This window comes from Pseudomonas sp. ok266 (assembly GCF_900110195.1).
Lineage (GTDB): Bacteria > Pseudomonadota > Gammaproteobacteria > Pseudomonadales > Pseudomonadaceae > Aquipseudomonas > Aquipseudomonas neuropathica.
Window position 1 is genome coordinate 466,162 of the sequence record NZ_FOCU01000001.1, and the last position, 24,861, is coordinate 491,022.

22 protein-coding genes are annotated in these 24,861 nt (G+C 58.7%); 19 read left to right on the forward strand and 3 right to left on the reverse strand.

Features of this window, described 5'->3' with window-relative positions; genetic code table 11:
- The first annotated feature begins 97 nt into the window (after positions 1–97).
- The 11 genes from argE to BMY54_RS02270 all read left to right on the forward strand — a co-directional run bounded on the left by argE (position 98) and on the right by BMY54_RS02270 (position 12,441).
- Complete coding sequence (argE, locus tag BMY54_RS02215; protein ID WP_093429766.1) at positions 98–1,255, forward strand: acetylornithine deacetylase; 1,158 nt, start codon at positions 98–100, stop codon at positions 1,253–1,255.
- Positions 1,256–1,528: 273 nt separating this feature from the next.
- On the forward strand, positions 1,529–2,830 hold the full coding sequence (gene argA, locus BMY54_RS02220) for an amino-acid N-acetyltransferase (RefSeq protein ID WP_064116338.1): 1,302 nt from the start codon (positions 1,529–1,531) through the stop codon (positions 2,828–2,830).
- A gap of 573 nt (positions 2,831–3,403) precedes the next feature.
- Entirely contained in the window at positions 3,404–4,732 is a 1,329-nt protein-coding gene (locus BMY54_RS02225; RefSeq protein ID WP_093429767.1) for an OprD family porin, read from the forward strand.
- Between the two features lie 419 nt (positions 4,733–5,151).
- Positions 5,152–6,525, forward strand: a complete 1,374-nt coding sequence (locus BMY54_RS02230) for an OprD family porin (RefSeq protein WP_093429768.1) — start codon at positions 5,152–5,154, stop codon at positions 6,523–6,525.
- A 297-nt stretch (positions 6,526–6,822) separates the two neighbouring features.
- A complete protein-coding gene (locus tag BMY54_RS02235) occupies positions 6,823–7,461 on the forward strand; it encodes a peroxiredoxin (protein ID WP_016772650.1) in 639 nt (212 codons plus the stop codon).
- Between the two features lie 318 nt (positions 7,462–7,779).
- Complete coding sequence (gene ssuE / locus BMY54_RS02245; RefSeq protein ID WP_007913832.1) at positions 7,780–8,373, forward strand: NADPH-dependent FMN reductase; 594 nt, start codon at positions 7,780–7,782, stop codon at positions 8,371–8,373.
- Between the two features lie 91 nt (positions 8,374–8,464).
- The gene (locus BMY54_RS02250; protein WP_093429770.1) at positions 8,465–9,430 is read left to right on the forward strand and encodes a sulfonate ABC transporter substrate-binding protein; all 966 of its coding nucleotides are present in this window, start codon (positions 8,465–8,467) and stop codon (positions 9,428–9,430) included.
- Between the two features lie 25 nt (positions 9,431–9,455).
- On the forward strand, positions 9,456–10,604 hold the full coding sequence (gene ssuD, locus BMY54_RS02255; protein ID WP_007939251.1) for an FMNH2-dependent alkanesulfonate monooxygenase: 1,149 nt from the start codon (positions 9,456–9,458) through the stop codon (positions 10,602–10,604).
- A gap of 8 nt (positions 10,605–10,612) precedes the next feature.
- Positions 10,613–11,395 carry an aliphatic sulfonate ABC transporter permease SsuC gene (ssuC, locus tag BMY54_RS02260; protein WP_093429771.1) on the forward strand — a complete coding sequence of 261 codons (783 nt, stop codon included), beginning with the start codon at positions 10,613–10,615 and terminating at the stop codon, positions 11,393–11,395.
- Positions 11,392–12,198 (forward strand): aliphatic sulfonates ABC transporter ATP-binding protein, encoded by an 807-nt coding sequence (ssuB, locus tag BMY54_RS02265; RefSeq protein ID WP_093429772.1) that lies wholly within the window; start codon positions 11,392–11,394, stop codon positions 12,196–12,198. The genes ssuC and ssuB overlap by 4 nt, the downstream gene beginning before the upstream one ends.
- A 27-nt stretch (positions 12,199–12,225) precedes the next feature.
- The gene (locus BMY54_RS02270) at positions 12,226–12,441 is read left to right on the forward strand and encodes a TOBE domain-containing protein (RefSeq protein WP_003229256.1); all 216 of its coding nucleotides are present in this window, start codon (positions 12,226–12,228) and stop codon (positions 12,439–12,441) included.
- Between the two features lie 178 nt (positions 12,442–12,619).
- On the opposite strand, the gene BMY54_RS02275 is transcribed toward BMY54_RS02270, so the two are convergent.
- Both BMY54_RS02275 and BMY54_RS02280 read right to left on the reverse strand, forming a co-directional pair.
- Positions 12,620–13,258, reverse strand: a complete 639-nt coding sequence (locus tag BMY54_RS02275; RefSeq protein WP_093429773.1) for a TetR/AcrR family transcriptional regulator — start codon at positions 13,256–13,258, stop codon at positions 12,620–12,622.
- 243 nt (positions 13,259–13,501) lie between these two features.
- Positions 13,502–14,878, reverse strand: a complete 1,377-nt coding sequence (locus BMY54_RS02280) for a glutamine synthetase family protein (protein WP_038358985.1) — start codon at positions 14,876–14,878, stop codon at positions 13,502–13,504.
- 278 nt (positions 14,879–15,156) lie between these two features.
- Between BMY54_RS02280 and BMY54_RS29735 the strand changes: the two genes are divergently transcribed.
- From BMY54_RS29735 to BMY54_RS02320, 8 genes are all read left to right on the forward strand, one after another.
- Positions 15,157–15,513, forward strand: coding sequence for a gamma-glutamyl-gamma-aminobutyrate hydrolase family protein (locus BMY54_RS29735; protein ID WP_139213374.1), 357 nt, complete (start codon positions 15,157–15,159; stop codon positions 15,511–15,513).
- Between the two features lie 94 nt (positions 15,514–15,607).
- Positions 15,608–16,966 carry a glutamine synthetase family protein gene (locus BMY54_RS02290; RefSeq protein ID WP_093429775.1) on the forward strand — a complete coding sequence of 453 codons (1,359 nt, stop codon included), beginning with the start codon at positions 15,608–15,610 and terminating at the stop codon, positions 16,964–16,966.
- 56 nt (positions 16,967–17,022) lie between these two features.
- Complete coding sequence (locus tag BMY54_RS02295) at positions 17,023–18,387, forward strand: aspartate aminotransferase family protein (RefSeq protein ID WP_093429776.1); 1,365 nt, start codon at positions 17,023–17,025, stop codon at positions 18,385–18,387.
- Between the two features lie 171 nt (positions 18,388–18,558).
- On the forward strand, positions 18,559–19,668 hold the full coding sequence (locus tag BMY54_RS02300) for a polyamine ABC transporter substrate-binding protein (RefSeq protein ID WP_093429777.1): 1,110 nt from the start codon (positions 18,559–18,561) through the stop codon (positions 19,666–19,668).
- A gap of 187 nt (positions 19,669–19,855) precedes the next feature.
- Positions 19,856–20,953, forward strand: a complete 1,098-nt coding sequence (locus BMY54_RS02305; RefSeq protein ID WP_093429778.1) for a polyamine ABC transporter substrate-binding protein — start codon at positions 19,856–19,858, stop codon at positions 20,951–20,953.
- Positions 20,954–21,020: 67 nt separating this feature from the next.
- Positions 21,021–22,163 carry an ABC transporter ATP-binding protein gene (locus tag BMY54_RS02310; protein WP_034151965.1) on the forward strand — a complete coding sequence of 381 codons (1,143 nt, stop codon included), beginning with the start codon at positions 21,021–21,023 and terminating at the stop codon, positions 22,161–22,163.
- A gap of 35 nt (positions 22,164–22,198) precedes the next feature.
- Positions 22,199–23,080 carry an ABC transporter permease subunit gene (locus BMY54_RS02315; RefSeq protein WP_175559545.1) on the forward strand — a complete coding sequence of 294 codons (882 nt, stop codon included), beginning with the start codon at positions 22,199–22,201 and terminating at the stop codon, positions 23,078–23,080.
- Complete coding sequence (locus tag BMY54_RS02320) at positions 23,077–23,967, forward strand: ABC transporter permease subunit (RefSeq protein WP_093429780.1); 891 nt, start codon at positions 23,077–23,079, stop codon at positions 23,965–23,967. The genes BMY54_RS02315 and BMY54_RS02320 overlap by 4 nt, the downstream gene beginning before the upstream one ends.
- A gap of 149 nt (positions 23,968–24,116) precedes the next feature.
- Here the strand turns inward: BMY54_RS02320 and BMY54_RS02325 are convergent, their stop codons facing one another.
- Positions 24,117–24,755 (reverse strand): HD domain-containing protein, encoded by a 639-nt coding sequence (locus tag BMY54_RS02325; protein WP_093429781.1) that lies wholly within the window; start codon positions 24,753–24,755, stop codon positions 24,117–24,119.
- Positions 24,756–24,861: the final 106 nt, after the last annotated feature.

Below are 24,861 nucleotides of genomic sequence, written 5' to 3' on the forward strand. Positions count from 1 at the left end.
CAGTGTACAGGACTGATTCGTCCTACGCCCTGCGGCGGTTTATTCCTGACGCCGGATGGTTCTATGATGGACTTCAAATCGGGAGTTGGAGTCAGCGATGCCTTTGCCGTCCATGCAAGACCAGTTCGCTGCGCTGATCGCCGCGCCATCGGTCAGCTGTACCCAACCGAACCTCGACCAATCCAACCGCGCGGTGATCGATTTGCTCGCCGGCTGGCTGGGCGACCTGGGTTTCAATTGCGATATCCAGCAGGTCAGCCCCGGCAAATTCAACCTGCTCGCCAGTTTCGGCAGCGGCCCCGGCGGGCTGGTGCTGGCCGGGCACAGCGACACGGTGCCGTACGACGATGCGTTGTGGCAGACCGACCCGCTGAAACTCACCGAAGTCGATGGCCGCTGGGTTGGCTTGGGCAGTTGCGACATGAAAGGGTTCTTCGCGCTGATAATCGAAGCCGTGCAGCCGCTGCTCGATCAGCCGTTCAAGCAGCCGCTGCTGATCCTCGCCACCTGCGATGAAGAAAGCTCGATGTCCGGCGCCCGCGCACTGGCCGAGGCCGGGCGTCCGCTGGGTCGTGCGGCGGTGATCGGCGAGCCGACCGGGCTCAAACCGATCCGCATGCACAAAGGCATCATGATGGAGCGCATCGACATTCTCGGGCAGAGTGGCCATTCGTCGGATCCGCGCCTGGGCCACAGCGCCCTCGAAGCGATGCACGATGCGATCGGCGAACTGCGCGGCCTACGCCTGCTGTGGCAGCGCGAATTCAACAATCCGCAGTTCAGCGTGCCGCAACCGACGATGAACTTCGGCTGCATCCATGGCGGCGATAATCCCAACCGTATCTGCGGCCAGTGTTCGCTGGAATTCGATCTGCGGCCATTGCCGGGCATGGACCCGAAAGTCTTGCGTGCGGAGATTCTGCGCAAACTCAACCCGGTCGCCGAACGCCACCAGGTGAAGATCGACTACAAACCTTTGTTTCCGGAAGTGCCGTCGTTCGAGCAGGCCGAAGACGCTGAACTGGTGCGTATTGCTGAAAAGCTCACCGGCCACAGCGCCGAAGCAGTAGCGTTTGGCACCGAAGCGCCTTATCTTCAGCGCCTTGGTTGCGAAACCATCGTGCTCGGCCCTGGCGACATTGCCTGTGCGCATCAGCCCGGCGAGTACCTTGAAATGTCACGTTTGCAGCCTACCGTGCATCTATTACGGCAACTGATTGAACATTACTGCCTGACCCCGGACAAAGTTCTATGAATTGAACACTGTCCATGTGGGAGCGAGCTTGCTCGCGAAGGCGTCGGGTCAGTCGACATTGATGTATCTGATACACCGCTTTCGCGAGCAGGTTCACTCCTACAAGGGATCTATGTTTTGCCCGATCAAACGCTGTAAATTGCCAGCAACCCAACCCGTATTCATGAGGAGAGCGCGCGTGTCGCCAAGCCTGTTCCGACGATAACCATCAGCCCGCTGTGCGTTTTCCGTTTCGCCCCTTTTTCGGCTGCTATTTATTACAGGCCCAGGTTCATGCCCGAATACGTCAATTGGCTTCGTCACGCGTCTCCTTACATCAATGCCCACCGCGACTGCACCTTTGTCGTCATGCTGCCTGGCGACGGCGTGGAGCATCCTAATTTCGGCAACATCGTCCACGACATCGTCCTGCTGCACAGCCTCGGCGTGCGCCTGGTGCTGGTGCACGGTTCGCGCCCGCAGATTGAAACCCGCCTTGCCGCCCGTGGCCTGACCCCGCATTACCACCACGGCATGCGCATCACCGATGCCGCAACCCTCGAATGTGTGATCGATGCAGTCGGCCAATTGCGCATCGCCATCGAAGCACGTTTGTCGATGGACATGGCTTCGTCGCCGATGCAGGGCTCGCGTCTGCGCGTGGCCAGCGGCAACCTCGTTACCGCGCGGCCGATCGGTGTGCTGGAAGGCGTCGACTATCACCACACCGGCGAAGTGCGCCGGGTCGACCGCAAGGGCATCAATCGCCTGCTCGACGAGCGTTCGATCGTGTTGCTGTCGCCGTTGGGCTACTCGCCGACCGGTGAAATCTTCAACCTCGCCTGCGAAGACGTCGCCACCCGCGCCGCTATCGACCTGGGCGCGGACAAGCTGTTGCTGTTCGGGGCTGATCTCGGTCTGATCGACGAGAACGGCAAACTGGTGCGTGAGTTGCGTCCACAGCAAGTGCCGGCGCATTTACAGCGTCTGGGCAGCAGCAATTATCAGGCGGAACTGCTTGATGCCGCTGCCGAGGCTTGCCGTGGCGGTGTGGCGCGCAGCCATATCGTCAGTTACGCCGAGGACGGCGCGCTGCTGACCGAGCTGTTCACCCGTGACGGTGGCGGTACGCTGGTCGCGCAAGAGCAATTCGAACTGGTGCGTGAGGCGGCGATTGAAGACGTCGGCGGTTTGCTCGATTTGATCAGCCCGCTGGAAGAGCAGGGGATTCTGGTGCGTCGTTCGCGCGAAGTGCTGGAGCGTGAGATCGAGCAGTTCAGCGTGGTCGAGCGTGAAGGCATGATCATCGCCTGCGCGGCGCTGTATCAGATTGCCGATTCCGATGCCGGTGAGCTGGCGTGCCTGGCGGTGAATCCGGAGTACCGTCATGGCGGTCGCGGCGATGAACTGCTGGAGCGCATCGAAACCCGGGCGCGGGCGCAGGGTTTGAAGACCTTGTTCGTCCTCACCACGCGCACCGCGCACTGGTTCCGTGAGCGTGGGTTCGAACCGAGCAGCGTTGAACGCCTGCCAGCGGCGCGGGCTTCGCTGTACAACTTTCAGCGTAATTCGAAGATCTTCGAAAAGACCCTTTGATTCATCAGGGTGTGGCGAGTGGGGGCCGACTGCGAGGTCCTCACATTGCTGCACCTGTTGTGCATTCCAATCTGAACCTCTCCTACTGATTCCCCTCCGCTGAAATCCCCGGCTGAAATGACTTGGTGCATTCCGGCAAGGACGACGGCTGCGCCGTGCGTGAAAAAATTCTGCCGACACATAAACTGTAACAATTGATCCGGATAGTGCGCTGGGTTAGCTGCTGGGGTGATGAAACTGTTACAGGATTGCTTCAGGGCAAACTCGCTAAACAGGGCAGCTTAATACTCTTCAGGAATTAATCGGCGCGTTGTTGTGGGGAGCACCAGGGCGTGCAAACACGGGCGTTAAATTCCTAAAGGGTATTAGAAAAGAAGGCATCCATTCTTTTCAGATTCATGACGAACTCATGAATCTGCATGGACCAAAAAACCGCTGATTAGACTATGGTCGTAGACACACAAAGTTACGATTGACTTGTGGGTCACGCTCTGGCGCTAATCGCTAACCTTTGGAACCCGGGCATCGATCCGGGCCAGGTCAACAAGAATTAGAAACGAGAGGAGCTTAACAATGAATAAGTCCACCTTGGCCGTGGCTGTGGCCTTTGGGGTATTGGCGCAGCAGGCAGGTGCCGCGGGTTTCATCGAAGACAGCAAGGCTTCTATCAGTTCCCGCACCATGTATTTCAACAACGACAACCGTGATGGCGGCGCAGATCAGCGAGAAGCCGCGCAGGGCTTCAAGTTTGATTACCTGTCCGGTTTCACTCAAGGCACGGTCGGTTTTGGTCTTGATGTGCAGGCGCTCAGCGGCATTCACCTGGATGGTGGCCGTGGGCACCACCCAGACAATAACTCGTTCAGCCCAAGTGACTCCGACGGTTCAGCAACGCAGTCCTGGAGCCGCGTAGCGGGCAACGTGAAGGCACGTCTGTCCAAGACCGAAGCTCACCTGGGTGGCGCTCTGCAACCTAGCTTGCCGATTCTGGTTGCGAACGATAGCCGTCTGCTGCCTCAAACCTTCGAGGGTGGCACGATCACCTCCAAGGAAATCGACAACGTTACTTTCAATGCTGGTCAGCTCGAGCACGCTGTGGGTCGCGCCTCGACAAACAGCACCGGCCTCGCTGTGGCCGGTGGTACGCAGGACAGCAACCAGTTCCGCTATGCCGGTGCTGACTGGAAGGTCACCAAAGACCTGACCCTGCAGTACTACCATTCGAACCTGCAGGATTATTACAAGCAGAACTTCTTTGGTCTGATACACGTGCTTCCGATCGGCACCAACCAGTCGTTCAAGACGGACATCCGCTATTTCGACAGCAGCTCCGATGGCAAGAACGGGGACGCAGGCTACCGCTTCAATAACAACGGTGGTTATGCCAAGAACCCGGGCGAGGTCGATAACAAGACCTGGAGCGCCATGTTCACTTACACCTTGGGTGGCAACGCCTTCTTGCTTGGCCATCAACGTGTCAACGATGACGGTGGCTTCGTCTACCTGAACCAAGGCAACGTGGTCGATGGCAACGGTCGCCCTGAAGGTGCCGGTGGCGCCAGTTTCTATCTGTTCACCGACTCCATGATCAACGGTTTCGTTCGTGCCGGTGAAAATACCACCTTCGGTCAGTACTCCTATGACTTCGCAGGCCTGGGTGTACCTGGCCTCAAAGCCTCGATCGCTTATCTGCATGGTGACAACATCAAGGCAACGAATGGCACCGGCAGCGATATGTCCGAGTGGGAACGGGACATGCGTATCGACTACACCATTCAACAGGGTGCTCTCAAAGGTTTTGGTGTGACACTGCGCAATGGTGTTTACCGCGGCAGCGAAATCAATATTGCCGATCAGGACCAGACCCGCCTGATCTTCAACTACACCTACAGCTTCTTGTAACAAGTCCTGAAAAAAAACCTTGCCCCTCGGCAAGGTTTTTTTTGCGCATTTTTCTATATTCCAAAATATAAGTCTAATGGCGATTTTTATTCTTTTTATGTTCTTCGGCGAAGGCCTAAAGTAGACCCGTGCGGCGTTCAAAATACGCTGCGGTGTTTTGGCATTTTTGTCCCTCGACAATCTGCAGGGTTCAGGAATCGGTGTTGAAGCCGATACCTCCAGTCTGCGCTGCCTATATATATGCCTCGACGCTCTGAAAAAGAGTGAAACAATTCTTTTAAGGACTATGCCGGGGTATCCTTTCGCGGCTTTGACCGGGGGTAGATGGTCCGTCGCGATCAAGCGTTGAGGATTTCGGGCAATAGATCCGGAACCGACAGTAAAAAAAGCAAAAAAATTAGAAACGAGAGGAGCGATACATGAACAAGTCCACCTTGGCCCTGGCTGTGGCCGTAGGGGTTATGGCGCAGCAGGCAGGCGCCGCCGGTTTCATCGAAGACAGCAAAGCTACTTTGGGGCTGCGTAACTTCTACATCAACACTGATAACCGTGATGGCGATACCAAAGCTGCCAAGGCTCAGAACAAGCAAGAAGAATGGGGCCAAGGCTTCGATCTGCGCTTCATCTCCGGTTACACCCAAGGCACCGTAGGCTTCGGTATCGACGCCATCGGCCTGCTGGGCGTGCGCCTGGACTCCGGTGGCGGCACCAACGGTGCTACCGCGACGTCCTATGGCGGCACTGTGTTCCCGAGCGAGTCCAACGGTAAAGCCGTTGATAATTACTCCAGCCTGGGTCTGACTGCTAAAGCCAAGATCTCCCAGACCGAATTGAAATTGGGCACCCTGCAGCCAAAACTGCCAGTGATCGTGACCAATGACGGTCGTCTGCTGCCGCAAACCTTCCAGGGTGGCCAGATCACTTCCAACGAGATCAAGGATCTGACGCTGGTTGCTGGTCAAATCGAGCACGCCAAGGGCCGTAACTCCAGCAACAACGAAGAGTTGTCGATTGCTGGCTCCAACGCTCACACCGCTGCCGGTCGTGACAGCAACAAGTTCATCTACGGTGGTGGTGACTACAAAATCACCAAAGACCTGACTGCCCAGTACTACTACGGCAACTTGCAGGATTACTACAAGCAGCACTTCCTCGGTCTGGTGCACAACTGGGCAATCGGCCCGGGTGTGTTGAAGTCTGACTTCCGTTACTTCAACAGCCGTGACGATGGCGCCAACGGTAACGACCCTGCCTACTACACCACCGGTGACTACGGCACTGGCATCACCAAAGGTAAAGTCGACAACAACCTGTACAGCGGCTTGTTCCTGTACACCGTTGAAGGTCACACCTTCGGTGGCGGTTATCAGGTCAGCAACGGCAACAGCGACTTCCCTTGGCTGAACCAGGGTGACGGCTCGTCGGCTTACATCACTACCGACATGCAGATTGCCAAATTCGCCCGCGCTGGCGAGCGTACCTGGCAAGCTCGCTACTCGTACGACTTCGCCAAAGTTGGCGTACCTGGCCTGACCGCCGGTGTGGTTTACCTGCGTGGCGATAACATCGACACCACTGGTAAAGTCGGCAGCACTGTTCCTCAAACCAGCGTCAATGCCACCGGCCGTTCCGAGTGGGAACGCGACATCACCGTTGGTTACGTAGTACCTGAAGGCCCGCTGAAAAACGTTGGCGTGATGTGGAAAAACGCCATGTGGCGCAACGACATCCCAGGTCAGCGCGACCAGGATGAAAACCGCCTGATCGTCAGCTACTCGATCCCGCTGCTGTAATAGCGCGCCTCGATTCGCTGATGTAAAAAAGCCCCCGTCCGGCATCGCGCCGGACGGGGCTTTTGCGTTTTCGAGTCAGGCTCACCCCCGTAAGCCCTCCCCGAAACATCCCTCTTTACAGCAACTCAAGGCCTTCTCGAACCTTGCGGCCGATGGTCGTCGGGATGCCTGCCAGCGTCCAGTGAACAGATGTTTAATATTCATTAATGATCTAGATATCTAGTTATTTATTCTTTTTCACGATGGCAAATCCCGGGCTACAGTTGAGGTCTCGAACAACTCATCAGGAGCAGCACCATGAGCCTCAGACTCGGCGACATCGCCCCCGATTTCGAACAGGATTCCAGCGCCGGCAAGATTCGTTTTCACGAATGGCTGGGCGATAGCTGGGGCGTGCTGTTCTCCCACCCGGCGGACTTCACCCCGGTGTGCACCACCGAGCTGGGCTTCACCGCCAAGCTCAAGGATGAGTTCAGCAAGCGCGGCGTCAAAGCCATTGCGCTGTCGGTCGACCCGGTGGACTCGCACCACAAGTGGATCGAAGACATCAACGAAACCCAGAACACCATCGTCAACTTTCCTATCCTGGCCGATGCCGATCGCAAAGTTTCCGACCTCTACGATCTGATCCACCCGAACGCCAACGACACGCTGACCGTGCGTTCGCTGTTCGTGATCGATCCGAACAAAAAGATTCGTCTGACCATCACGTATCCGGCGAGCACCGGGCGCAACTTCCACGAGATTCTGCGGGTGATCGATTCGCTGCAGCTCACCGATAACTACAAGGTGGCCACGCCGGCCAACTGGCAGGACGGTGAAGAGGTCGTGATCGTGCCGTCGCTCAAGGATGAGGACGAGATCAAGCAGCGCTTTCCGAAGGGCTATCGCGCGGTGAAGCCGTACCTGCGCCTGACGCCACAGCCGAATAAGTGATCTCACCGTCAGATCGTTCCCACGCTCCGCGTGGGAATGCCGCCCGTGACGCTCCGCGTCACAGTGGACGCGGAGCGTCCATGGATTCATTCCCACGCAGAGCGTGGGAATGATCAGTGGTTGCTACTAAGCAGGGGATTTCAGGCCGTTTCGACGGCCTTTTTTTTCGCCCGAAACAAAGCGAATCGTATATCTCCAAAACGCATAACCAAATGAATAAATATGATTTATGGATATATAAATCAGCTGGTAAGGTCATTCCCATCGAAGCGAGATCGCAACCCGCGAATCGCCTGAAACGCTTAAGGAATTGTCTCGATGCTGGTCGTCTCACTCGGTGGCAGTCCCAGCCTGCGCTCCCGTTCCGGGGTGCTGCTGGAACGCTCGCAACGCTGGTTGCAGGCGCAAGGGGTGGAAGTGGTGAGTTATCAGGTGCGGGACTTCCCGGCTGAAGATTTGCTTCACGCCCGCTTCGACAGCCCGAAGGTGCTCGACCTGCTGCAACAGATCGAAAACGCCGACGGCCTGTTGATCGCCACGCCGGTGTACAAGGCTTCGTTTTCCGGCGCGTTGAAGACGTTGCTGGATCTGCTCCCGGAGCGCGCCCTGAACCACAAGATTGTTTTGCCAATGGCCACCGGCGGCAGCATCGCCCACATGCTGGTGGTCGATTACGCGCTCAAGCCTGTGTTGTCCGCGCTGAAAGCCCAGGAAATGCTCCAGGGGATTTTCGCCGAGGACAGCCAGATCGCTTACGGCGAAGGCAGTGCCGCAGCACAACTGGCACCGGCGCTGGAGCAGCGACTGCATGAAGCGCTGGATCAGTTTGTCGGCGCCATGGCCCGCCGGCCGAAACCGCTGGAACCGGGCCTGTTGAACGAACGTTTGTTGAGTGCTCGCTGGAGCATTTAAAAGCCACACCCGAATTTGCTCCACTCACCTTACTCAGCCGCTAACGGCCAAGCAGGTGCAGCCAAAACCCAACAGCAAAAAGGAGAGCGCTATGCGCACTGTATTTTTGCGTCGTGGTCTGGTCGCTCTGTTTGCTGCGGCTGTCACCTTCGGCGCCATCACTCAAGCTCAAGCCGAGACCCTTCGGATCGGTTATCAGAAATACGGCACGCTGGTGCTGCTCAAAGCCAAGGGCACTTTGGAAAAACGTCTGGCCGCCCAAGACGTCGACGTGCAATGGACTGAATTCCCCGGCGGCCCGCAACTGCTGGAAGGCCTGAACGTCGGCTCGATCGACTTCGGTGTCACCGGCGAAACTCCACCGGTGTTCGCTCAGGCGGCCGGCGCCGATCTGCTTTACGTTGCCTACGAACCGCCAGCGCCGAACAGCGAAGCGATCCTTGTGCCGAAAGACTCGCCGATCAAATCGGTGGCCGATCTCAAGGGCAAGAAGGTCGCACTGAACAAAGGCTCCAACGTCCACTACCTGCTGGTGCGTGCACTGGAAGACGCCGGCCTCAAATACACCGATATTCAAACCGTCTTCCTGCCGCCCGCCGATGCCCGCGCCGCGTTCGAACGTGGCAGTGTCGACGCCTGGGTCATCTGGGATCCGTACCAGGCTGCTGCTGAAAAACAGCTGCAAGCGCACACCCTGCGCGACGGTAAAGGCATCGTCGACAACCACCAGTTTTACCTCGCGACCAAGCCTTACGCCGAGAAAAATCCTCAGGTGATCAAGACCCTCGTCGAGGAAGTGCGCGCAGTCGGCGAGTGGTCCAAAGCCAACCCTGAAGACGTGACCCAACAGGTTGCGCCACTGCTCGGTCTGCCGGCGGACATCACCCTGACCTCGGTGAAACGCCAGGGCTACGGCGCACTGTTCCTGACCCCGGAAGTGGTCGCCGCGCAGCAGAAAATCGCCGACACGTTCTTCCAGCTCAAGCTGATTCCCAAGCCATTGAGCATCAAGGATGTGATCTGGACACCACCGGCCGCTGTGGCTAAAGCGCAGTAATTCGAATTCCTAAGGAGACCACTCCATGAGCCTCAATATCTTCTGGTTCCTGCCTACCCACGGCGACGGCCATTACCTTGGCACCGCCGAAGGCGCTCGCGCCGTCGACCACGGTTATCTGCAACAGGTCGCGCAAGCGGCGGATCGTCTGGGATTCGGCGGTGTGCTGATTCCTACCGGCCGTTCTTGCGAAGACTCATGGCTGGTGGCAGCGTCGCTGATCCCGGTGACCCAGCGCCTGAAATTCCTCGTGGCTCTGCGCCCCGGGATCATTTCCCCGACGGTCGCGGCGCGACAGGCTGCGACCCTTGATCGCCTGTCCGGCGGCCGTGCGCTGTTCAATCTGGTCACCGGCGGTGACCCGGAAGAATTGGCCGGCGACGGTCTGTTCCTCAGCCACGAAGAACGCTATCAGGCTTCGGTGGAATTCACCCGCATCTGGCGTCGTGTGCTGGAAGGCGAAACCGTCGATTACGACGGTCAGCACATCAGCGTGAAAGGCGCGAAGTTGCTCTATCCGCCGATCCAGCAACCGCGTCCGCCGCTGTACTTCGGTGGTTCTTCGGAAGCGGCGCAGGATCTGGCTGCAGAACAAGTGGAAATGGTCTTGACCTGGGGCGAGCCGCCCGCAGCGGTTGCGGAGAAGATCGAACAGGTGCGCGCCAAAGCCGCCAAGCTCGGCCGCACCGTGCGCTTCGGCATTCGTCTGCATGTGATCGTCCGTGAAACCAACGCTGAAGCCTGGCAAGCGGCGGATCGGCTGATCTCGCACTTGGACGACGACACCATCGCTCGTGCTCAGGCTTCGCTGGCGCGGTTCGATTCGGTTGGCCAACAACGCATGGCCGCCCTGCACGGCGGCAGTCGCGACAACCTCGAAGTCAGCCCTAACCTCTGGGCCGGCGTCGGTCTGGTGCGTGGTGGTGCCGGTACGGCGCTGGTCGGCGATGGCCCGACCGTGGCCGCGCGTGTGAAGGAATACGCCGATCTGGGCATCGACACCTTTATCTTCTCCGGTTATCCACACCTCGAAGAGTCGTACCGCGTCGCTGAACTGCTGTTCCCGCACCTCGACATCGAGCGCCCGGAACTGCCGAAAAGCGCCGGTTATGTCAGCCCGTTCGGCGAGATGGTCGCCAACGACATTCTTCCCAAAGCCGCGTCGCAGAGCTGAGGCGCGCCATGAAGAAAATCATCCACAGCCTCGCGCCCTGGGCGTTGCCGGTGTTGTTGCTGGCGGTGTGGCAGTTGTCGGTGTCGGCGGGTTGGTTGTCGACACGGATTCTGCCGGCACCGGTGGCGGTGATCGAGGCCGGCGTGAGCCTGGTGCGCAGCGGCGAGATCTGGACGCACCTGGCCATCAGTGGCTGGCGTGCAGCCCTCGGTTTCACCATCGGCGGCAGCATCGGTCTTGCCTTGGGTTTCATTACCGGTCTGTCGAAGTGGGGCGAACGCCTGCTCGACAGTTCGGTGCAGATGATCCGCAACGTGCCGCACCTGGCACTGATTCCGCTGGTGATTTTGTGGTTCGGCATCGACGAGTCGGCGAAGATTTTTCTGGTGGCGCTGGGCACGCTGTTCCCGATCTACCTCAACACTTATCACGGCATCCGCAACGTCGACCCGGCGCTGGTGGAGATGGCGCGCAGCTATGGCTTGAGCGGTTTCAGTCTGTTCTGGCAGGTGATTCTGCCGGGTGCGCTGCCTTCGATTCTGGTTGGTGTGCGTTTCGCGCTGGGCTTTATGTGGTTGACGCTGATCGTCGCCGAAACCATTTCCGCCAGCTCGGGCATCGGCTATCTGGCGATGAATGCCCGCGAGTTCTTGCAGACCGACGTGGTGGTGCTGGCGATCCTGCTTTACGCGGTGCTCGGCAAACTCGCTGACCTTGCGGCACGTGGACTTGAACGTGTGTGGTTGCGCTGGCACCCGGCCTATCAGGTTGCCAAAGGAGGTGCAGCATGACCGCTCAACAACCTCCACGCCTGCTGCGCGGGATTCCGCTGGCAGTGCGCAACCTGCAGAAAACCTTCGGCGCGCGGCAGGTGCTGCGTGACATTGATCTGCACATTCCGGCGGGGCAGTTTGTCGCCGTGGTCGGGCGCAGTGGCTGTGGCAAAAGTACCTTGCTGCGTTTGCTCGCTGGGCTCGATCAACCGACTGGCGGCGATTTGCTCGCCGGTTCTGCGCCGCTCAGCGATGCGCGGGAAGACACCCGATTGATGTTCCAGGAAGCACGTCTGCTGCCGTGGAAAAAGATCATCGACAACGTTGGCCTTGGGCTCAAGGGCAACTGGCGTCAGCAAGCACTGGATGCGCTGGAAGCAGTCGGTCTGGCGGATCGTGCCAATGAGTGGCCGGCGGCGTTATCTGGCGGACAGAAGCAGCGGGTTGCACTGGCGCGGGCGCTGATCCATCAACCGCGTCTGCTGCTGCTCGACGAACCGCTCGGCGCACTGGACGCACTGACCCGCATTGAAATGCAGCAACTGATCGAACGTCTCTGGCAGCAACACGGCTTCACCGTGCTGCTGGTGACTCACGACGTCAGTGAAGCGGTGGCGATTGCCGACCGGGTGATTCTGATCGAGGACGGCGAAGTGGGCCTCGATCTGCATGTCGAACTGCCGCGGCCGCGAGTGCGTGGTTCGCACCGACTGGCGGCGCTGGAAACCGAAGTGCTTAACCGTGTTCTCTCCCTGCCCGGCGAACCGCCGGCGCCGGAACCTGTTTCACCACTGCCTACGCAACTGCGTTGGGCTCAATAACTCAAGCAAACGACAGGAATCATTGCCATGACTATCAAAGCCATCAACGTCCGTAACCAGTTCAAAGGCTCGATCAAGGAAATCGTCCTCGGCGACGTGCTGTCGGAAATCGACGTGCAAACCGCTTCCGGCATCGTCACTTCGGTGATCACCACCCGCTCGGTCAAGGAGCTGGAACTGGTGGTCGGCAGCGAAGTGATCGCCTTTGTGAAATCCACCGAGGTGTCGATCGCCAAGTTGTAAACCGGTGAGTAAAAAACAACCCCGGAGGGCGTGAGCCCTTCGGGGTTTTTTGTGCCTGATCTGAAAACTGCGGTGCGGCCTTCGCGAGCAGGCTCGCTCCCACAGGTTCGGTGTTGCCCACAGATGTTGTATTCACTACAAATCACTGTGGGAGCGAGCTTGCTCGCGAAAGGGCCAGTCAGAGCACTAGAGATCTTTTGGGTAGATACGGCGGCAGATACAGGCCGATATAGGCATCAAACACGCGCATGCCTTCCTCGGCCATGCGCGGCGTGATCTGCCCATGCTGCTGCACCGAACGCGCATATACCCGATCACCCAACTCCATCGCCAGGGCGAACACATCGACATCCTTCGGCAGCCTAGGCAATTCGAAGTGATGATCGAACAGCTTGTGCATCAGGTCGCCCAGTTCAATATCGTGCTGACGGTCAGCCTGAGTGACTTCGGTCAGACCATGCTGGGCAAGGATCAACTGCCGTGCCGCCGCGTCTTCATCGTAGATCTCCAGCATCCGTTGCTCAACCAACCGCGACAGATCGCGCCAGTCACGCAAAGCTTCGTGATCGATCGGCGCTTGCAGGCAGGCGCGAAACGCGGCGTGCACATCTGCCGTCAGTGCCTCAAGCAACGCCGGGACGCTGGCGAAGAAGTGGTACACGGAGGAGGGCGGAATCTGCGCGCGCTCGGCGACGCTGTAGATCGACAGACTCGCCACACCCTCGGCGGCCAGCAATGTACGCGCGGCGTCGAGTATCGAATCGATGCGCGCCTGACTGCGGGCACGGGGTTTGCGGACGGGGGCGGGTCGCGTCATGGAAGTCTCCTGCGGGGCAGCGGGCATTGTACGAGCCGGCTTGTGTGTTGTCTTGTCGGCCGCTTTCGTCGGAACGCCGCCCGGAGCAAGCTCGCTCCCACAGGGAGGCTCTGTGTGCACAGTATTCATGTTCACTGGAGATTAATTGTGGGAGCGAGCTTGCTCGCGAACCGCCGCAGGCGGCCATAAAAAAACGCCGTGGGCTGAGTCAGCCGACGGCGTTCTGTTTGGCGCTACAACCGCTTACACGGTATGCAGATACCAGTTGTACTCAAGGTCGGAGATGGAGTGTTCGAACTCCTCCAGCTCGCTTTCCTTGCAGGCGACGAAAATATCGATGTATTTCGGATCGATGTACTTGGCCATCACCTCGCTGTCGTCCAGCTCACGCAGGGCATCGCGCAAGTTGTTCGGCAGGCTTTGCTCGTTCTGCTCGTAGCTGTTGCCTTCGACTGGCGCGCCTGGCTCGATCTTGTTGGTCAGACCGTGATGCACGCCGGCCAGTACCGAAGCCATCAGCAGGTACGGGTTGGCGTCGGCACCGGCCACGCGGTGTTCGATACGCACGGCATCGGCAGAGCCGGTCGGTACGCGAATCGCCACGGTGCGGTTGTCCAGACCCCAGCACGGCGAGTTCGGCACGTAGAACTGTGCGCCGAAACGACGGTAGGAGTTGACGTTCGGGCAGAGGAACGCCATCTGCGCGGGCAGGGTCTCGAGCACACCGCCGATCGCGTGACGCAGCGCGGCGTTCTGCTCGGGATCCTCGCTGGCAAAAATGTTTTTGCCTTCTTTATCCAGAATCGAGATGTGTACGTGCAGACCGTTACCTGCCTGGCCCGGATACGGCTTGGCCATGAAGGTGGTGTCCATTTCATGGTCGTACGCGATGTTCTTGATCAGGCGCTTGAGCAGGACCGCGTAGTCGCAGGCCTTGATCGGGTCGGCTACGTGGTGCAGGTTCACTTCGAACTGCGCCGGGGCACTTTCCTTGACGATGGCGTCGGCCGGAATGCCTTGCTCTTTGGCGCCTTCCAGAATGTCCTGGAGGCAGTCAACGTATTCGTCGAGGTCGTCGATCAGGTAGACCTGCGTCGAGTGTGGGCGTTTGCCGGAGATCGGCGAGCGTGGCGGCTGAGGACGGCCGTTCACGTTCTCCTGGTCGATCAGGTAGAACTCTAGTTCAAATGCGGCGCAAATGGTCAGGCCCAGTTCGTCAAACTTTGCAACAACTTGACGGAGCACTTCGCGCGGATCGGCGAAGAACGGGTCGCCTTCGAGTTCGTGCATGGTCATCAACAGTTGCGCAGTCGGGCGCTTCTGCCATGGCTCGTTGCACAGGGTATCGGGGATTGGATAGCAGATACGATCGGCGTCGCCGATGTCCAGGCCCAGGCCGGTGCTTTCCACCGTCGAACCGTTGATATCCAGAGCAAATAGAGAGGCCGGCAGGTTGATGCCTTTCTCGTAAACCTTGTGGAGGCTGGTGCGTTCAATGCGCTTGCCGCGCACCACACCATTCATATCCGCAATCAGAAGGTCAACGTACAGAACCTCAGGATGTTCCTTAAGGAACGCGTTCGCTTCGTTAAGCTGAACGGCACGCGGGGGTACCGACATGATGCAACACCTTTGTTGTTAAAAATATCAATCATTGATCTTTTCTGGTTTCAGTCAACCCGAACGGCCTGCCGAAGTCAAGCGAGGCCTTTTTTGCCCTAAAAAAGCGCTGTGAGGGCATTTATGGGGCATTTTTGGGCAGTTTTTTGTCCTGAGGAAGCTTGCCACCCGCGGGCTTGAGCAGGCCGTGTTGTATTTTTTACGGGGGTGTTGTGTAAAAAAATGAACAAGGCTAAGCTCCGATCAAACCCATAACAGCAATAATACCGGGGTGCTTCATGTCTCGCCTGCCGTTAATCGGCATCACCGACTGCTCGCAACAGTCCGGTCTGCATGCTCATCACATCAGTGGCGAAAAATCCGTCCGTAGCGCAGCCAGCATGGCTGAACCGTTGCCGACGATGTTCCCGTCCATGGTCGCTCAAGCGCAAGCGTCCGATATTCTGGACGTACGGGACAGCATCCTGTTTATGGCGTCCCCTTCCAATATAGATCGCTTTCACTCCCAAAGCCTGTGTCGCGTGCCCAGCCGTGCTCATGATTCTGCACGCCTCGTCTGTGCACAGGAAATGCAACGCCAGCGTAAAGGGCAGGTAAGCTCCTCTTTCATTGTCTATGCGCGGTGCCAGGCGTAAGCCGGTACTGCGCGAGCAAGCCCCCTTTAACGCGACGCTCAAAGCGTCAAACTTTGCCTGACATCCTGTCAGGAGACTCAGCCCAGAGGCATTTATGAGTAACAACCTCGACCAGCTCACCGATTGGTTGAAAGACCACAAGATCACAGAAGTCGAATGCATGATCGCCGACTTGACCGGTATCACCCGGGGCAAGATCTCGCCGACCAACAAGTTCATCGCCGAAAAAGGCATGCGCCTGCCAGAAAGCGTGCTGTTGCAGACCGTGACCGGCGACTACGTCGAAGACGACATCTATTACGAACTGCTAGACCCGGCCGACATCGACATGATCTGCCGCCCCGACCAGAACGCCGTGTACCTGGTGCCGTGGGCCATCGAGCCGACCGCCCAGGTAATCCACGACACCTACGACAAGCAGGGCAACCCGATCGAGCTGTCGCCGCGCAACGTCCTCAAGAAAGTCCTCAAACTCTATGCCGACAAGGGCTGGCAGCCGATCGTCGCGCCGGAAATGGAGTTCTACCTGACCAAGCGCAGCGACGACCCTGACTATCCGTTGCAGCCTCCGATTGGCCGTTCGGGCCGTCCGGAAATCGGTCGTCAGTCGTTCTCCATTGAAGCGGCGAACGAATTCGATCCGCTGTTCGAAGACGTCTACGACTGGTGCGAACTGCAGGAGCTGGACCTCGACACGCTGATCCACGAAGACGGCACGGCGCAGATGGAAATCAACTTCCGTCACGGTGACGCACTGTCGCTGGCCGACCAGATTCTGGTGTTCAAGCGCACCATGCGTGAAGCAGCACTCAAGCACGACGTGGCCGCGACTTTCATGGCCAAGCCAATGACCGGCGAGCCGGGCAGCGCGATGCATTTGCACCAGAGCATCATCGACATCGAAACCGGCAAGAACGTCTTCTCCAATGAAGACGGGACCATGAGCCAGTTGTTCCTGCATCACATCGGTGGTTTGCAGAAACTGATTCCTGAGTTGTTGCCGCTGTTCGCGCCGAACGTCAACTCGTTCCGCCGCTTCCTGCCGGATACCTCGGCACCGGTGAACGTGGAGTGGGGCGAAGAGAACCGCACCGCGGGCCTGCGCGTACCCGATGCCGGCCCGCAGAACCGCCGTGTGGAAAACCGCTTGCCGGGCGCCGACGCCAACCCGTACCTGGCGATTGCCGCGAGCCTGCTCTGCGGCTACATCGGCATGATCGAAGGCCTGAACCCGAGCGCGCCGGTGGTGGGCCGTGGTTATGAGCGCCGCAACCTGCGCCTGCCACTGACCATCGAAGACGCACTGGAACGTATGGAAAACAGCGCGACCATCGAGAAGTACCTGGGCAAAACCTTCATCACTGGCTACGTCGCGGTAAAACGGGCCGAGCATGAAAACTTCAAGCGCGTGATCAGTTCCTGGGAGCGTGAGTACCTGCTCTTCGCCGTCTGATACGCCGGGCGCGGCTGGCAGCAGCCGCGCCTTCACCGATAACAAGGAGAATTGGCATGACCAGCAACAACCCGCAAACCCGCGAGTGGCAAGCACTCAGCAATGATCACCACCTGGCCCCGTTCAGCGACTTCAAGCAACTGAAAGAGAAGGGCCCGCGGATCATTACCAACGCCAAGGGCGTTTACCTGTGGGACAGCGAAGGCAACAAGATTCTCGACGGCATGGCTGGTCTGTGGTGCGTGGCTATCGGTTATGGTCGTGATGAGCTGGCCGATGCGGCCGCCAAACAAATGCGCGAACTGCCGTACTACAACCTGTTCTTCCAGACCGCGCACCCGCCGGCACTGGAACTGGCCAAGGCGATTGCCGACGTGGCACCGGAAGGCATGAACCACGTGTTCTTCACCGGCTCTGGCTCCGAAGGCAACGACACCATGCTGCGTATGGTTCGCCACTACTGGGCGATCAAAGGCCAGCCGAACAAGAAAGTCATCATCAGCCGCAAGAACGGTTATCACGGTTCGACCGTAGCCGGCGCGAGCCTCGGTGGCATGACGTATATGCACGAACAAGGCGACTTGCCGATCCCGGGCATCGTTCATATCGCGCAGCCGTACTGGTTCGCTGAGGGTGGCGACATGTCCCCGGAAGAGTTCGGTATCTGGGCGGCCAACCAGCTGGAAGAGAAGATTCTCGAAGTCGGCGTCGACAACGTCGGTGCCTTTATTGCCGAGCCGATCCAGGGCGCCGGCGGCGTGATCATTCCGCCAGACAGCTACTGGCCGCGCATCAAGGAAATCCTCGCCAAGTACGACATCCTCTTCGTCGCCGACGAAGTGATTTGTGGTTTCGGCCGTACCGGTGAGTGGTTCGGTAGCGATTTCTACGACCTTGCGCCCGACATGATGACCATCGCCAAAGGCCTGACTTCCGGCTACATCCCGATGGGTGGCCTGATCGTTCGCGACTCCGTTGTGGCGGTGCTCAACGAAGGCGGCGATTTCAACCACGGCTTTACTTACTCCGGTCACCCGGTGGCAGCAGCGGTGGGCCTGGAAAACATCCGCATTCTGCGCGACGAAAAAATTATCGAGAACGCCCGCAACGAAACGGCACCGTATTTGCAGAAACGTCTGCGGGAACTGAGCGATCACCCGTTGGTGGGTGAAGTTCGCGGGGTTGGTCTGTTGGGCGCGATCGAGCTGGTGCAGGACAAGGCCACGCGCAAGCGTTATGAAGGCAAGGGCGTCGGCATGATCTGCCGCCAGTTCTGCTTCGACAATGGCCTGATCATGCGCGCTGTGGGCGACACCATGATCATCGCGCCGCCGCTGGTGATCAGCAAAGCCGAGATCGATGAGCTGGTGACCAAGGCACGCAAGTGTCTGGACCTGACCCTCAGTGCGTTGCAAGGCTAAGTGCTAGGCTCTGAGCGGGGGAGCTGCGGCGCTCTCGCTCAAAGCTGTCAGAAAGGCCGGTCTTTTCTTGAAAGACCGCCTCGGATCTTGCCAGACTAACCGCGGTTCCAGTTGTCCGGGTTCGGCCGCTGAACAAAGTGGTTCAAAAAAGAAAAATTTGGAGCATGACGCATGAAGGCATTAGGTAAAAAGCTTGCTGGCAAGACACTTCTCGCGCTGTCCGTGGCGGGCATGATGGCGGGTGCGGTTCAAGCGGACGACAAAGTACTGCACGTCTATAACTGGTCGGATTACATCGCGCCGGACACCATCGCCAACTTCGAGAAAGAGTCGGGGATCAAGGTGGTCTACGACGTATTCGACAGTAACGAAACCCTGGAAGCCAAACTGCTCGCGGGCAAGTCCGGCTATGACGTGGTCGTACCGTCGAACAACTTCCTGGCCAAGCAGATCAAGGCTGGCGTTTACCAGGAGCTGGACCAGTCCAAGCTGCCTAACTGGAAGAACCTCAACCAGGACCTGCTCAAGGCCGTGTCGGTCAGCGACCCGGGCAACAAGCACGCCTTCCCGTACATGTGGGGCTCGATCGGCATCGGTTACAACGCGGAGAAGGTCAAGGCTGCGCTGGGCGTCGACACCATCGATTCGTGGGACGTGCTGCTCAAGCCGGAGAACATCGCCAAACTCAAGGGCTGCGGCGTGAGCTTCCTCGATTCGCCGACCGAAATGCTCCCGGTAGCGCTGCACTACCTGGGCCTGCCAACCGACAGCCAGAAGAAAGAAGACATCAAGAAAGCCGAGGAACTGTTCCTCAAGATTCGTCCTTCGATCACCTACTTCCACTCCTCCAAGTACATCTCGGACCTGGCCAACGGCAACATCTGCGTAGCGGTCGGCTACTCGGGTGACGTGCAGCAGGCCAAGTCGCGTGCCGCCGAGGCCGGTGACAAGGTGAAAGTCAGCTACGCCATTCCGAAAGAAGGCGCGGGCAGCTTCTTCGACATGGTCGCCATCCCTAAAGATGCCGAAAACGTTGAAGGCGCCTACAAGTTCATGACCTTCCTGCAGAAGCCTGAAGTCATGGCCGGCATCACCAACGCCGTACGTTTCCCGAACGGTAACGCCGCTGCAACCGCACTGGTGGAAAAAGACATCACCAGCGATCCAGGCATCTACCCGCCAGCCGACGTGCAGGCCAAGTTGTATGCGATCGCCGACTTGCCGGCAGCGACCCAGCGTGAAATGACCCGCAGCTGGACCAAGATCAAATCCGGTAAATAAGCCGGTTTGAAGCAGCAACCGCTGGCCGTCGTCCCCGCGAGGGCGGCCAGCGGATCAATTAAATGACAGGAAGTTTTGCAGGAACGGTTTTTCGAGGGTAAGTTGCGCGCCGGTTTTGTTGCCGGGCAGCCATGGCTGTCATGCAGTGCGGGGCAACTTGGGCCCAACTAATTTAGAGGACCTCCACTTGCCTATTTTTTCTTCTTTGCGCAAAGCCCTGCTGGCCACTGCCGGCCTGACGATCGCCGTCGGAGCCCAGGCCGCCGGTACGGTACATATTTATAACTGGTCCGATTACATCGGCGAGACCACGCTGGACGATTTCCAGAAAGAAACCGGGATCAAACCGGTCTACGACGTCTTTGACTCCAACGAAACCCTGGAAGGCAAGCTGCTGGCCGGGCGTACCGGTTACGACGTGGTCGTGCCGTCGAACCACTTCCTTGGCAAGCAGATCAAGGCTGGCGCGTTCCAGAAACTCGACAAGTCGCAGTTGCCCAACTATGCCAATCTCGACCCGGTGCTGCTCAAGCGTCTGGAGCAAAACGATCCGGGCAACCTGTACGCCGTGCCGTACCTGTGGGGCACCAACGGCATCGGTTACAACGTCGACAAGGTCAAGGCAGTGCTCGGTATCGACAAGATCGATTCCTGGAGCGTGCTGTTCGAACCCGAGAACATCAAGAAGCTGCACAGCTGCGGCGTCGCGTTCCTCGATTCGGCGGATGAAATGATGCCGACCGTGCTCAACTACATGGGCCTGAACGCCAACAGCACCAACACCAAGGATTACGAAAAGGCCACGGCCAAACTGCTCGCCGTGCGTCCGTACGTGACCTATTTCCACTCGTCCAAGTACATCGGCGACCTGGCCAACGGCGATATCTGCGTGGCCATCGGTTTCTCCGGGGACATCTTCCAGGCCAAGCACCGCGCCGAGGAAGCCAAGAAGGGCGTGAACATCGCGTACTCGATCCCGAAAGAAGGCGGCGCGCTGTGGTTCGACATGCTGGCGATTCCGAAGGATTCGTCCAGCGTCAAAGAGGCCCACGCCTTCATCAACTATTTGCTGAAACCTGAGGTGATTGCCCAGGTCAGTGATTACGTCGGTTACGCCAACCCCAACCCGGGTTCGGACAAGCTGATGGAACAGTCCATTCGCACCGATGAAGCGGTTTATCCACCGCAAGCAGTACTCGACAAGACCTACGTGTCGACCGAGTTGCCGCCCAATATTCAACGTTTGATGACCCGCAGCTGGACCAAGGTCAAGTCGGGCAAGTAAGGCACAAACTATCCTGGGTTCGTCTGCATTGGGCGAACTGCATTGTTTTTTTCTGGGAGTTTCGTAAATGGCAGTTGCCTCCGGCGCCTATAAGAAAGCCCTCGAGGGCGACCAGACACCGAAACAGGTGTTGGTCAAAATCGACCGGGTCACGAAGAAGTTCGACGAGACGATTGCCGTGGACGATGTGTCCCTGGAAATCAAGAAGGGCGAGATCTTCGCCTTGCTCGGCGGTTCGGGATCGGGCAAATCCACTCTGCTGCGGATGCTGGCAGGGTTCGAACGGCCCACGGAGGGGCGGATTTTCCTCGACGGCGTCGACATCACCGACATGCCGCCGTACGAACGTCCGATCAACATGATGTTCCAGTCGTACGCCTTGTTCCCGCACATGACCGTGGCGCAGAACATCGCCTTCGGCCTGCAGCAGGACAAGATTCCCAAGGCCGAGGTCGATGCCCGTGTGGCCGAGATGCTCAAGCTGGTGCAGATGAGCCAGTACGCCAAGCGCAAGCCGCATCAGTTGTCGGGCGGTCAGCGTCAGCGTGTGGCGCTGGCACGTTCGCTGGCCAAGCGACCGAAGTTGCTGCTGCTCGATGAGCCGATGGGCGCATTGGACAAGAAACTGCGTTCGCAGATGCAGCTGGAACTGGTGGAAATCATCGAGCGCGTCGGCGTGACCTGCGTGATGGTGACCCACGACCAGGAAGAGGCCATGACCATGGCCGAGCGCATCGCGATCATGCACCTGGGCTGGATCGCCCAGATCGGCAGCCCGATCGACATCTACGAAACCCCGACCAGCCGTCTGGTCTGCGAATTTATCGGTAACGTCAACATCTTCGAAGGTGAAGTGATCGACGACGCCGAAGGCCACGCGACCATCACCTGTAAGGATCTCGATCGGCAGATCTACGTCGGCCACGGCATCAGCACCTCGGTGCAGGACAAGTCCGTGACCTACGCGATCCGCCCGGAGAAGCTGCTGGTCACCGCCGACCAGCCGACCTGCGAGTACAACTGGTCCAGCGGCAAGGTGCACGACATCGCCTACCTCGGCGGGCACTCGGTGTTCTACGTTGAATTGCCGAGCGGCAAACTGGTGCAGTCGTTTGTGGCCAACGCTGAACGTCGCGGCGCGCGTCCGACCTGGGGTGATCAGGTCTACGTGTGGTGGGAAGACGACAGCGGCGTGGTACTTCGCTCATGAACATGCGCAAATTCAAACGTCGCATCAACCGAATAATCCCCAATGGCCGGCAACTGGTCATCGGGGTTCCGTTCATCTGGCTGTTTCTGTTCTTCATGCTGCCGTTCTTCATCGTCCTGAAGATCAGTTTCGCCGAAGCCGACGTGGCCATTCCGCCGTACACCGAGATCTACACGTACGCCGAGCAGAAGCTGCAACTGCTGCTGAACCTTGGCAACTACGCGATGCTGGCGGGCGACGAGTTGTACATCGCCGCTTACCTCGGCTCGTTGAAGATGGCGTTCATCAGCACCCTCCTCTGCCTGCTGATCGGCTACCCGATGGCCTACGCCATCGCCACCGCCCGTAAAGAAATGCAAACGGTGTTGGTATTGCTGATCATGATGCCGACCTGGACCGCAATCCTGATCCGCGTTTACGCGTGGATGGGCATCCTCAGCAACAACGGTCTGCTCAATGGTTTCCTGATGAGCATGGGGTTCATCGACGAGCCGCTGCAAATCCTCAACACCAACCTCGCGGTGTACATCGGTGTTGTTTATTCGTACCTGCCGTTCATGATCCTGCCGCTGTACGCCAACCTGGTGAAGCACGACAACAGTCTGCTCGAAGCGGCTTCGGACCTCGGTTCGAGCACCTTCAACAGCTTCTGGAAGATCACTATTCCGCTGTCCAAGAACGGCATCATTGCCGGCTGCATGCTGGTGTTCATCCCGGTGGTCGGTGAGTTCGTGATCCCGGAACTGCTTGGCGGTCCGGAAACCCTGATGATCGGCAAGGTGCTGTGGCAAGAGTTCTTCAACAACCGTGACTGGCCGGTAGCGTCCGCGCTGGCGGTGGTGATGCTGGCGATCCTGATTGTGCCGATCATTCTGTTCAACCGCAGTCAGGCCAAGGAAATGGAGGGTAAAGAATGAAGCGCTTCCGTTTCTCCAGCCTGATGCTGGTTCTGGGTTTGCTGTTCATCTACCTGCCGATGCTGATCCTGGTGATCTACTCGTTCAACGCCTCGAAACTGGTGACGGTGTGGGGCGGCTGGTCGATCAAGTGGTACGTCGGTTTGCTCGACAACACGCAACTCATGGGCTCGGTGTTGCGCTCGCTGGAAATCGCCTGCTACACCGCGGTCGCTGCGGTGGCGCTGGGTACGCTGGCAGCGTTCGTGCTGACCCGTATCACCCGCTTCAAGGGCCGCACGCTGTTCGGCGGTCTGGTCACAGCGCCGTTGGTGATGCCGGAAGTGATCACCGGTCTGTCGCTGTTGCTGCTGTTCGTGGCCATGGCGCAGATGATCGGCTGGCCGCAGGAACGTGGCATCGTCACCATCTGGATCGCCCACACCACATTCTGTGCGGCGTATGTGGCGGTGGTGGTGTCGGCGCGTCTGCGTGAGCTGGACCTGTCGATCGAAGAAGCGGCCATGGACCTCGGTGCACGGCCGTGGAAGGTGTTCTTCCTGATCACCATCCCGATGATCGCGCCGTCGCTGGCGGCGGGCGGCATGATGTCGTTCGCGCTGTCGCTGGATGACCTGGTGCTGGCGAGCTTCGTCTCCGGTCCGGGGTCGACGACCCTGCCGATGGAAGTGTTCTCGGCGGTGCGTTTGGGCGTGAAGCCTGAGATCAACGCGGTGGCCAGTCTGATTCTGCTGGCGGTGTCGATCGTGACCTTCATGGTCTGGTTCTTCAGCCGCCGTGCCGAAGAAGCGCGCAAGAAAGCCATCCAGCAAGCCATCGAAGAAAGCGCAGCCGATTCGTGGAAGCAGCCGGACGTGCGTCGCGCCCCGGCGCCGGAAGCGGCGTAAGCCAAATGGGGTTGATCACAAATCTGTGATCAACCCCAGTCCCTTTGGGAGCGAGCTTGCTCGCGAAGAGGGCGTGTCAGGCACTGAAATGTTGGCTGACCCACCGCATTCGCGAGCAAGCTCGCTCCCTCAGTTGTTTCTGGTGATATTCAAATCCAGGGAGATTGGCGGATGACTTCAACAAAGTTCATCGGCTTGAACCCCGGCTGCTGATCCTTCAGGACATCAGTCTTCACATTGCCAAACGTCGTCTGCGGACGATGCCGCAAGCCATCGGCAAACGCGCAGATGATGCACTCCTTGAAACCTTCCCCACGCGGGTGCGCATGCACCACCGCTTCACGCTGCACAGTGCTGAACGCCGCGTAATCCATCCCCAGCACGTCCATTTCCACACCAGCGGTCACCAGCGCCACTGTTGGACGCAGATGCTTGGGCACGCCCGGCGTGGTGTGCAGGGCAATCGACAGCCAGACCTGCTCGATGTCGTCATCGCTCAACCCGTACGGTTTGAGAAACGCCGCCGCTGCGTTGGCACCGTCCACTTCGAAGCGCTCATCATCACTGCGGTGACCTTCGACCAGACCGAGGTCATGGAACATTGCGCCGACGTACAGCAGCTCCGGGTTGTAAGCCAGTTGCTGGCGCTCGCCGCTCAACGCGCCGAACAGAAAGACCCGGCGCGAGTGGTGGTAGAGCAGGTCGGATTCGATGTCGCGGATGTATTCGGTGGTGGCCCGGGCGAGGGCGCTGTCAGGGATTTTGATGCCGGCGATGGTTGTGGTCATGGCAAGTTTCCTCACTGAAACGCCGTTGTGGCGCTGATGGGGAAAGTCTGTTCCCGGCGCTGGAAGCGGACAATCGATGCATGGCTGCGATCCTTGCCAATCCACC

Bases quoted from the DNA above. Each gene is read 5' to 3' on its own strand.
- argE (WP_093429766.1), top strand. From the start codon at position 98: ATGCCTTTGCCGTCCATGCAAGACCAGTTCGCTGCGCTGATCGCCGCG.
- argA (WP_064116338.1), top strand. From the start codon at position 1,529: ATGCCCGAATACGTCAATTGGCTTCGTCACGCGTCTCCTTACATCAAT.
- BMY54_RS02225 (WP_093429767.1), top strand. From the start codon at position 3,404: ATGAATAAGTCCACCTTGGCCGTGGCTGTGGCCTTTGGGGTATTGGCG.
- BMY54_RS02230 (WP_093429768.1), top strand. From the start codon at position 5,152: ATGAACAAGTCCACCTTGGCCCTGGCTGTGGCCGTAGGGGTTATGGCG.
- BMY54_RS02235 (WP_016772650.1), top strand. From the start codon at position 6,823: ATGAGCCTCAGACTCGGCGACATCGCCCCCGATTTCGAACAGGATTCC.
- ssuE (WP_007913832.1), top strand. From the start codon at position 7,780: ATGCTGGTCGTCTCACTCGGTGGCAGTCCCAGCCTGCGCTCCCGTTCC.
- BMY54_RS02250 (WP_093429770.1), top strand. From the start codon at position 8,465: ATGCGCACTGTATTTTTGCGTCGTGGTCTGGTCGCTCTGTTTGCTGCG.
- ssuD (WP_007939251.1), top strand. From the start codon at position 9,456: ATGAGCCTCAATATCTTCTGGTTCCTGCCTACCCACGGCGACGGCCAT.
- ssuC (WP_093429771.1), top strand. From the start codon at position 10,613: ATGAAGAAAATCATCCACAGCCTCGCGCCCTGGGCGTTGCCGGTGTTG.
- ssuB (WP_093429772.1), top strand. From the start codon at position 11,392: ATGACCGCTCAACAACCTCCACGCCTGCTGCGCGGGATTCCGCTGGCA.
- BMY54_RS02270 (WP_003229256.1), top strand. From the start codon at position 12,226: ATGACTATCAAAGCCATCAACGTCCGTAACCAGTTCAAAGGCTCGATC.
- BMY54_RS02275 (WP_093429773.1), bottom strand. From the start codon at position 13,258: ATGACGCGACCCGCCCCCGTCCGCAAACCCCGTGCCCGCAGTCAGGCG.
- BMY54_RS02280 (WP_038358985.1), bottom strand. From the start codon at position 14,878: ATGTCGGTACCCCCGCGTGCCGTTCAGCTTAACGAAGCGAACGCGTTC.
- BMY54_RS29735 (WP_139213374.1), top strand. From the start codon at position 15,157: ATGTCTCGCCTGCCGTTAATCGGCATCACCGACTGCTCGCAACAGTCC.
- BMY54_RS02290 (WP_093429775.1), top strand. From the start codon at position 15,608: ATGAGTAACAACCTCGACCAGCTCACCGATTGGTTGAAAGACCACAAG.
- BMY54_RS02295 (WP_093429776.1), top strand. From the start codon at position 17,023: ATGACCAGCAACAACCCGCAAACCCGCGAGTGGCAAGCACTCAGCAAT.
- BMY54_RS02300 (WP_093429777.1), top strand. From the start codon at position 18,559: ATGAAGGCATTAGGTAAAAAGCTTGCTGGCAAGACACTTCTCGCGCTG.
- BMY54_RS02310 (WP_034151965.1), top strand. From the start codon at position 21,021: ATGGCAGTTGCCTCCGGCGCCTATAAGAAAGCCCTCGAGGGCGACCAG.
- BMY54_RS02320 (WP_093429780.1), top strand. From the start codon at position 23,077: ATGAAGCGCTTCCGTTTCTCCAGCCTGATGCTGGTTCTGGGTTTGCTG.
- BMY54_RS02325 (WP_093429781.1), bottom strand. From the start codon at position 24,755: ATGACCACAACCATCGCCGGCATCAAAATCCCTGACAGCGCCCTCGCC.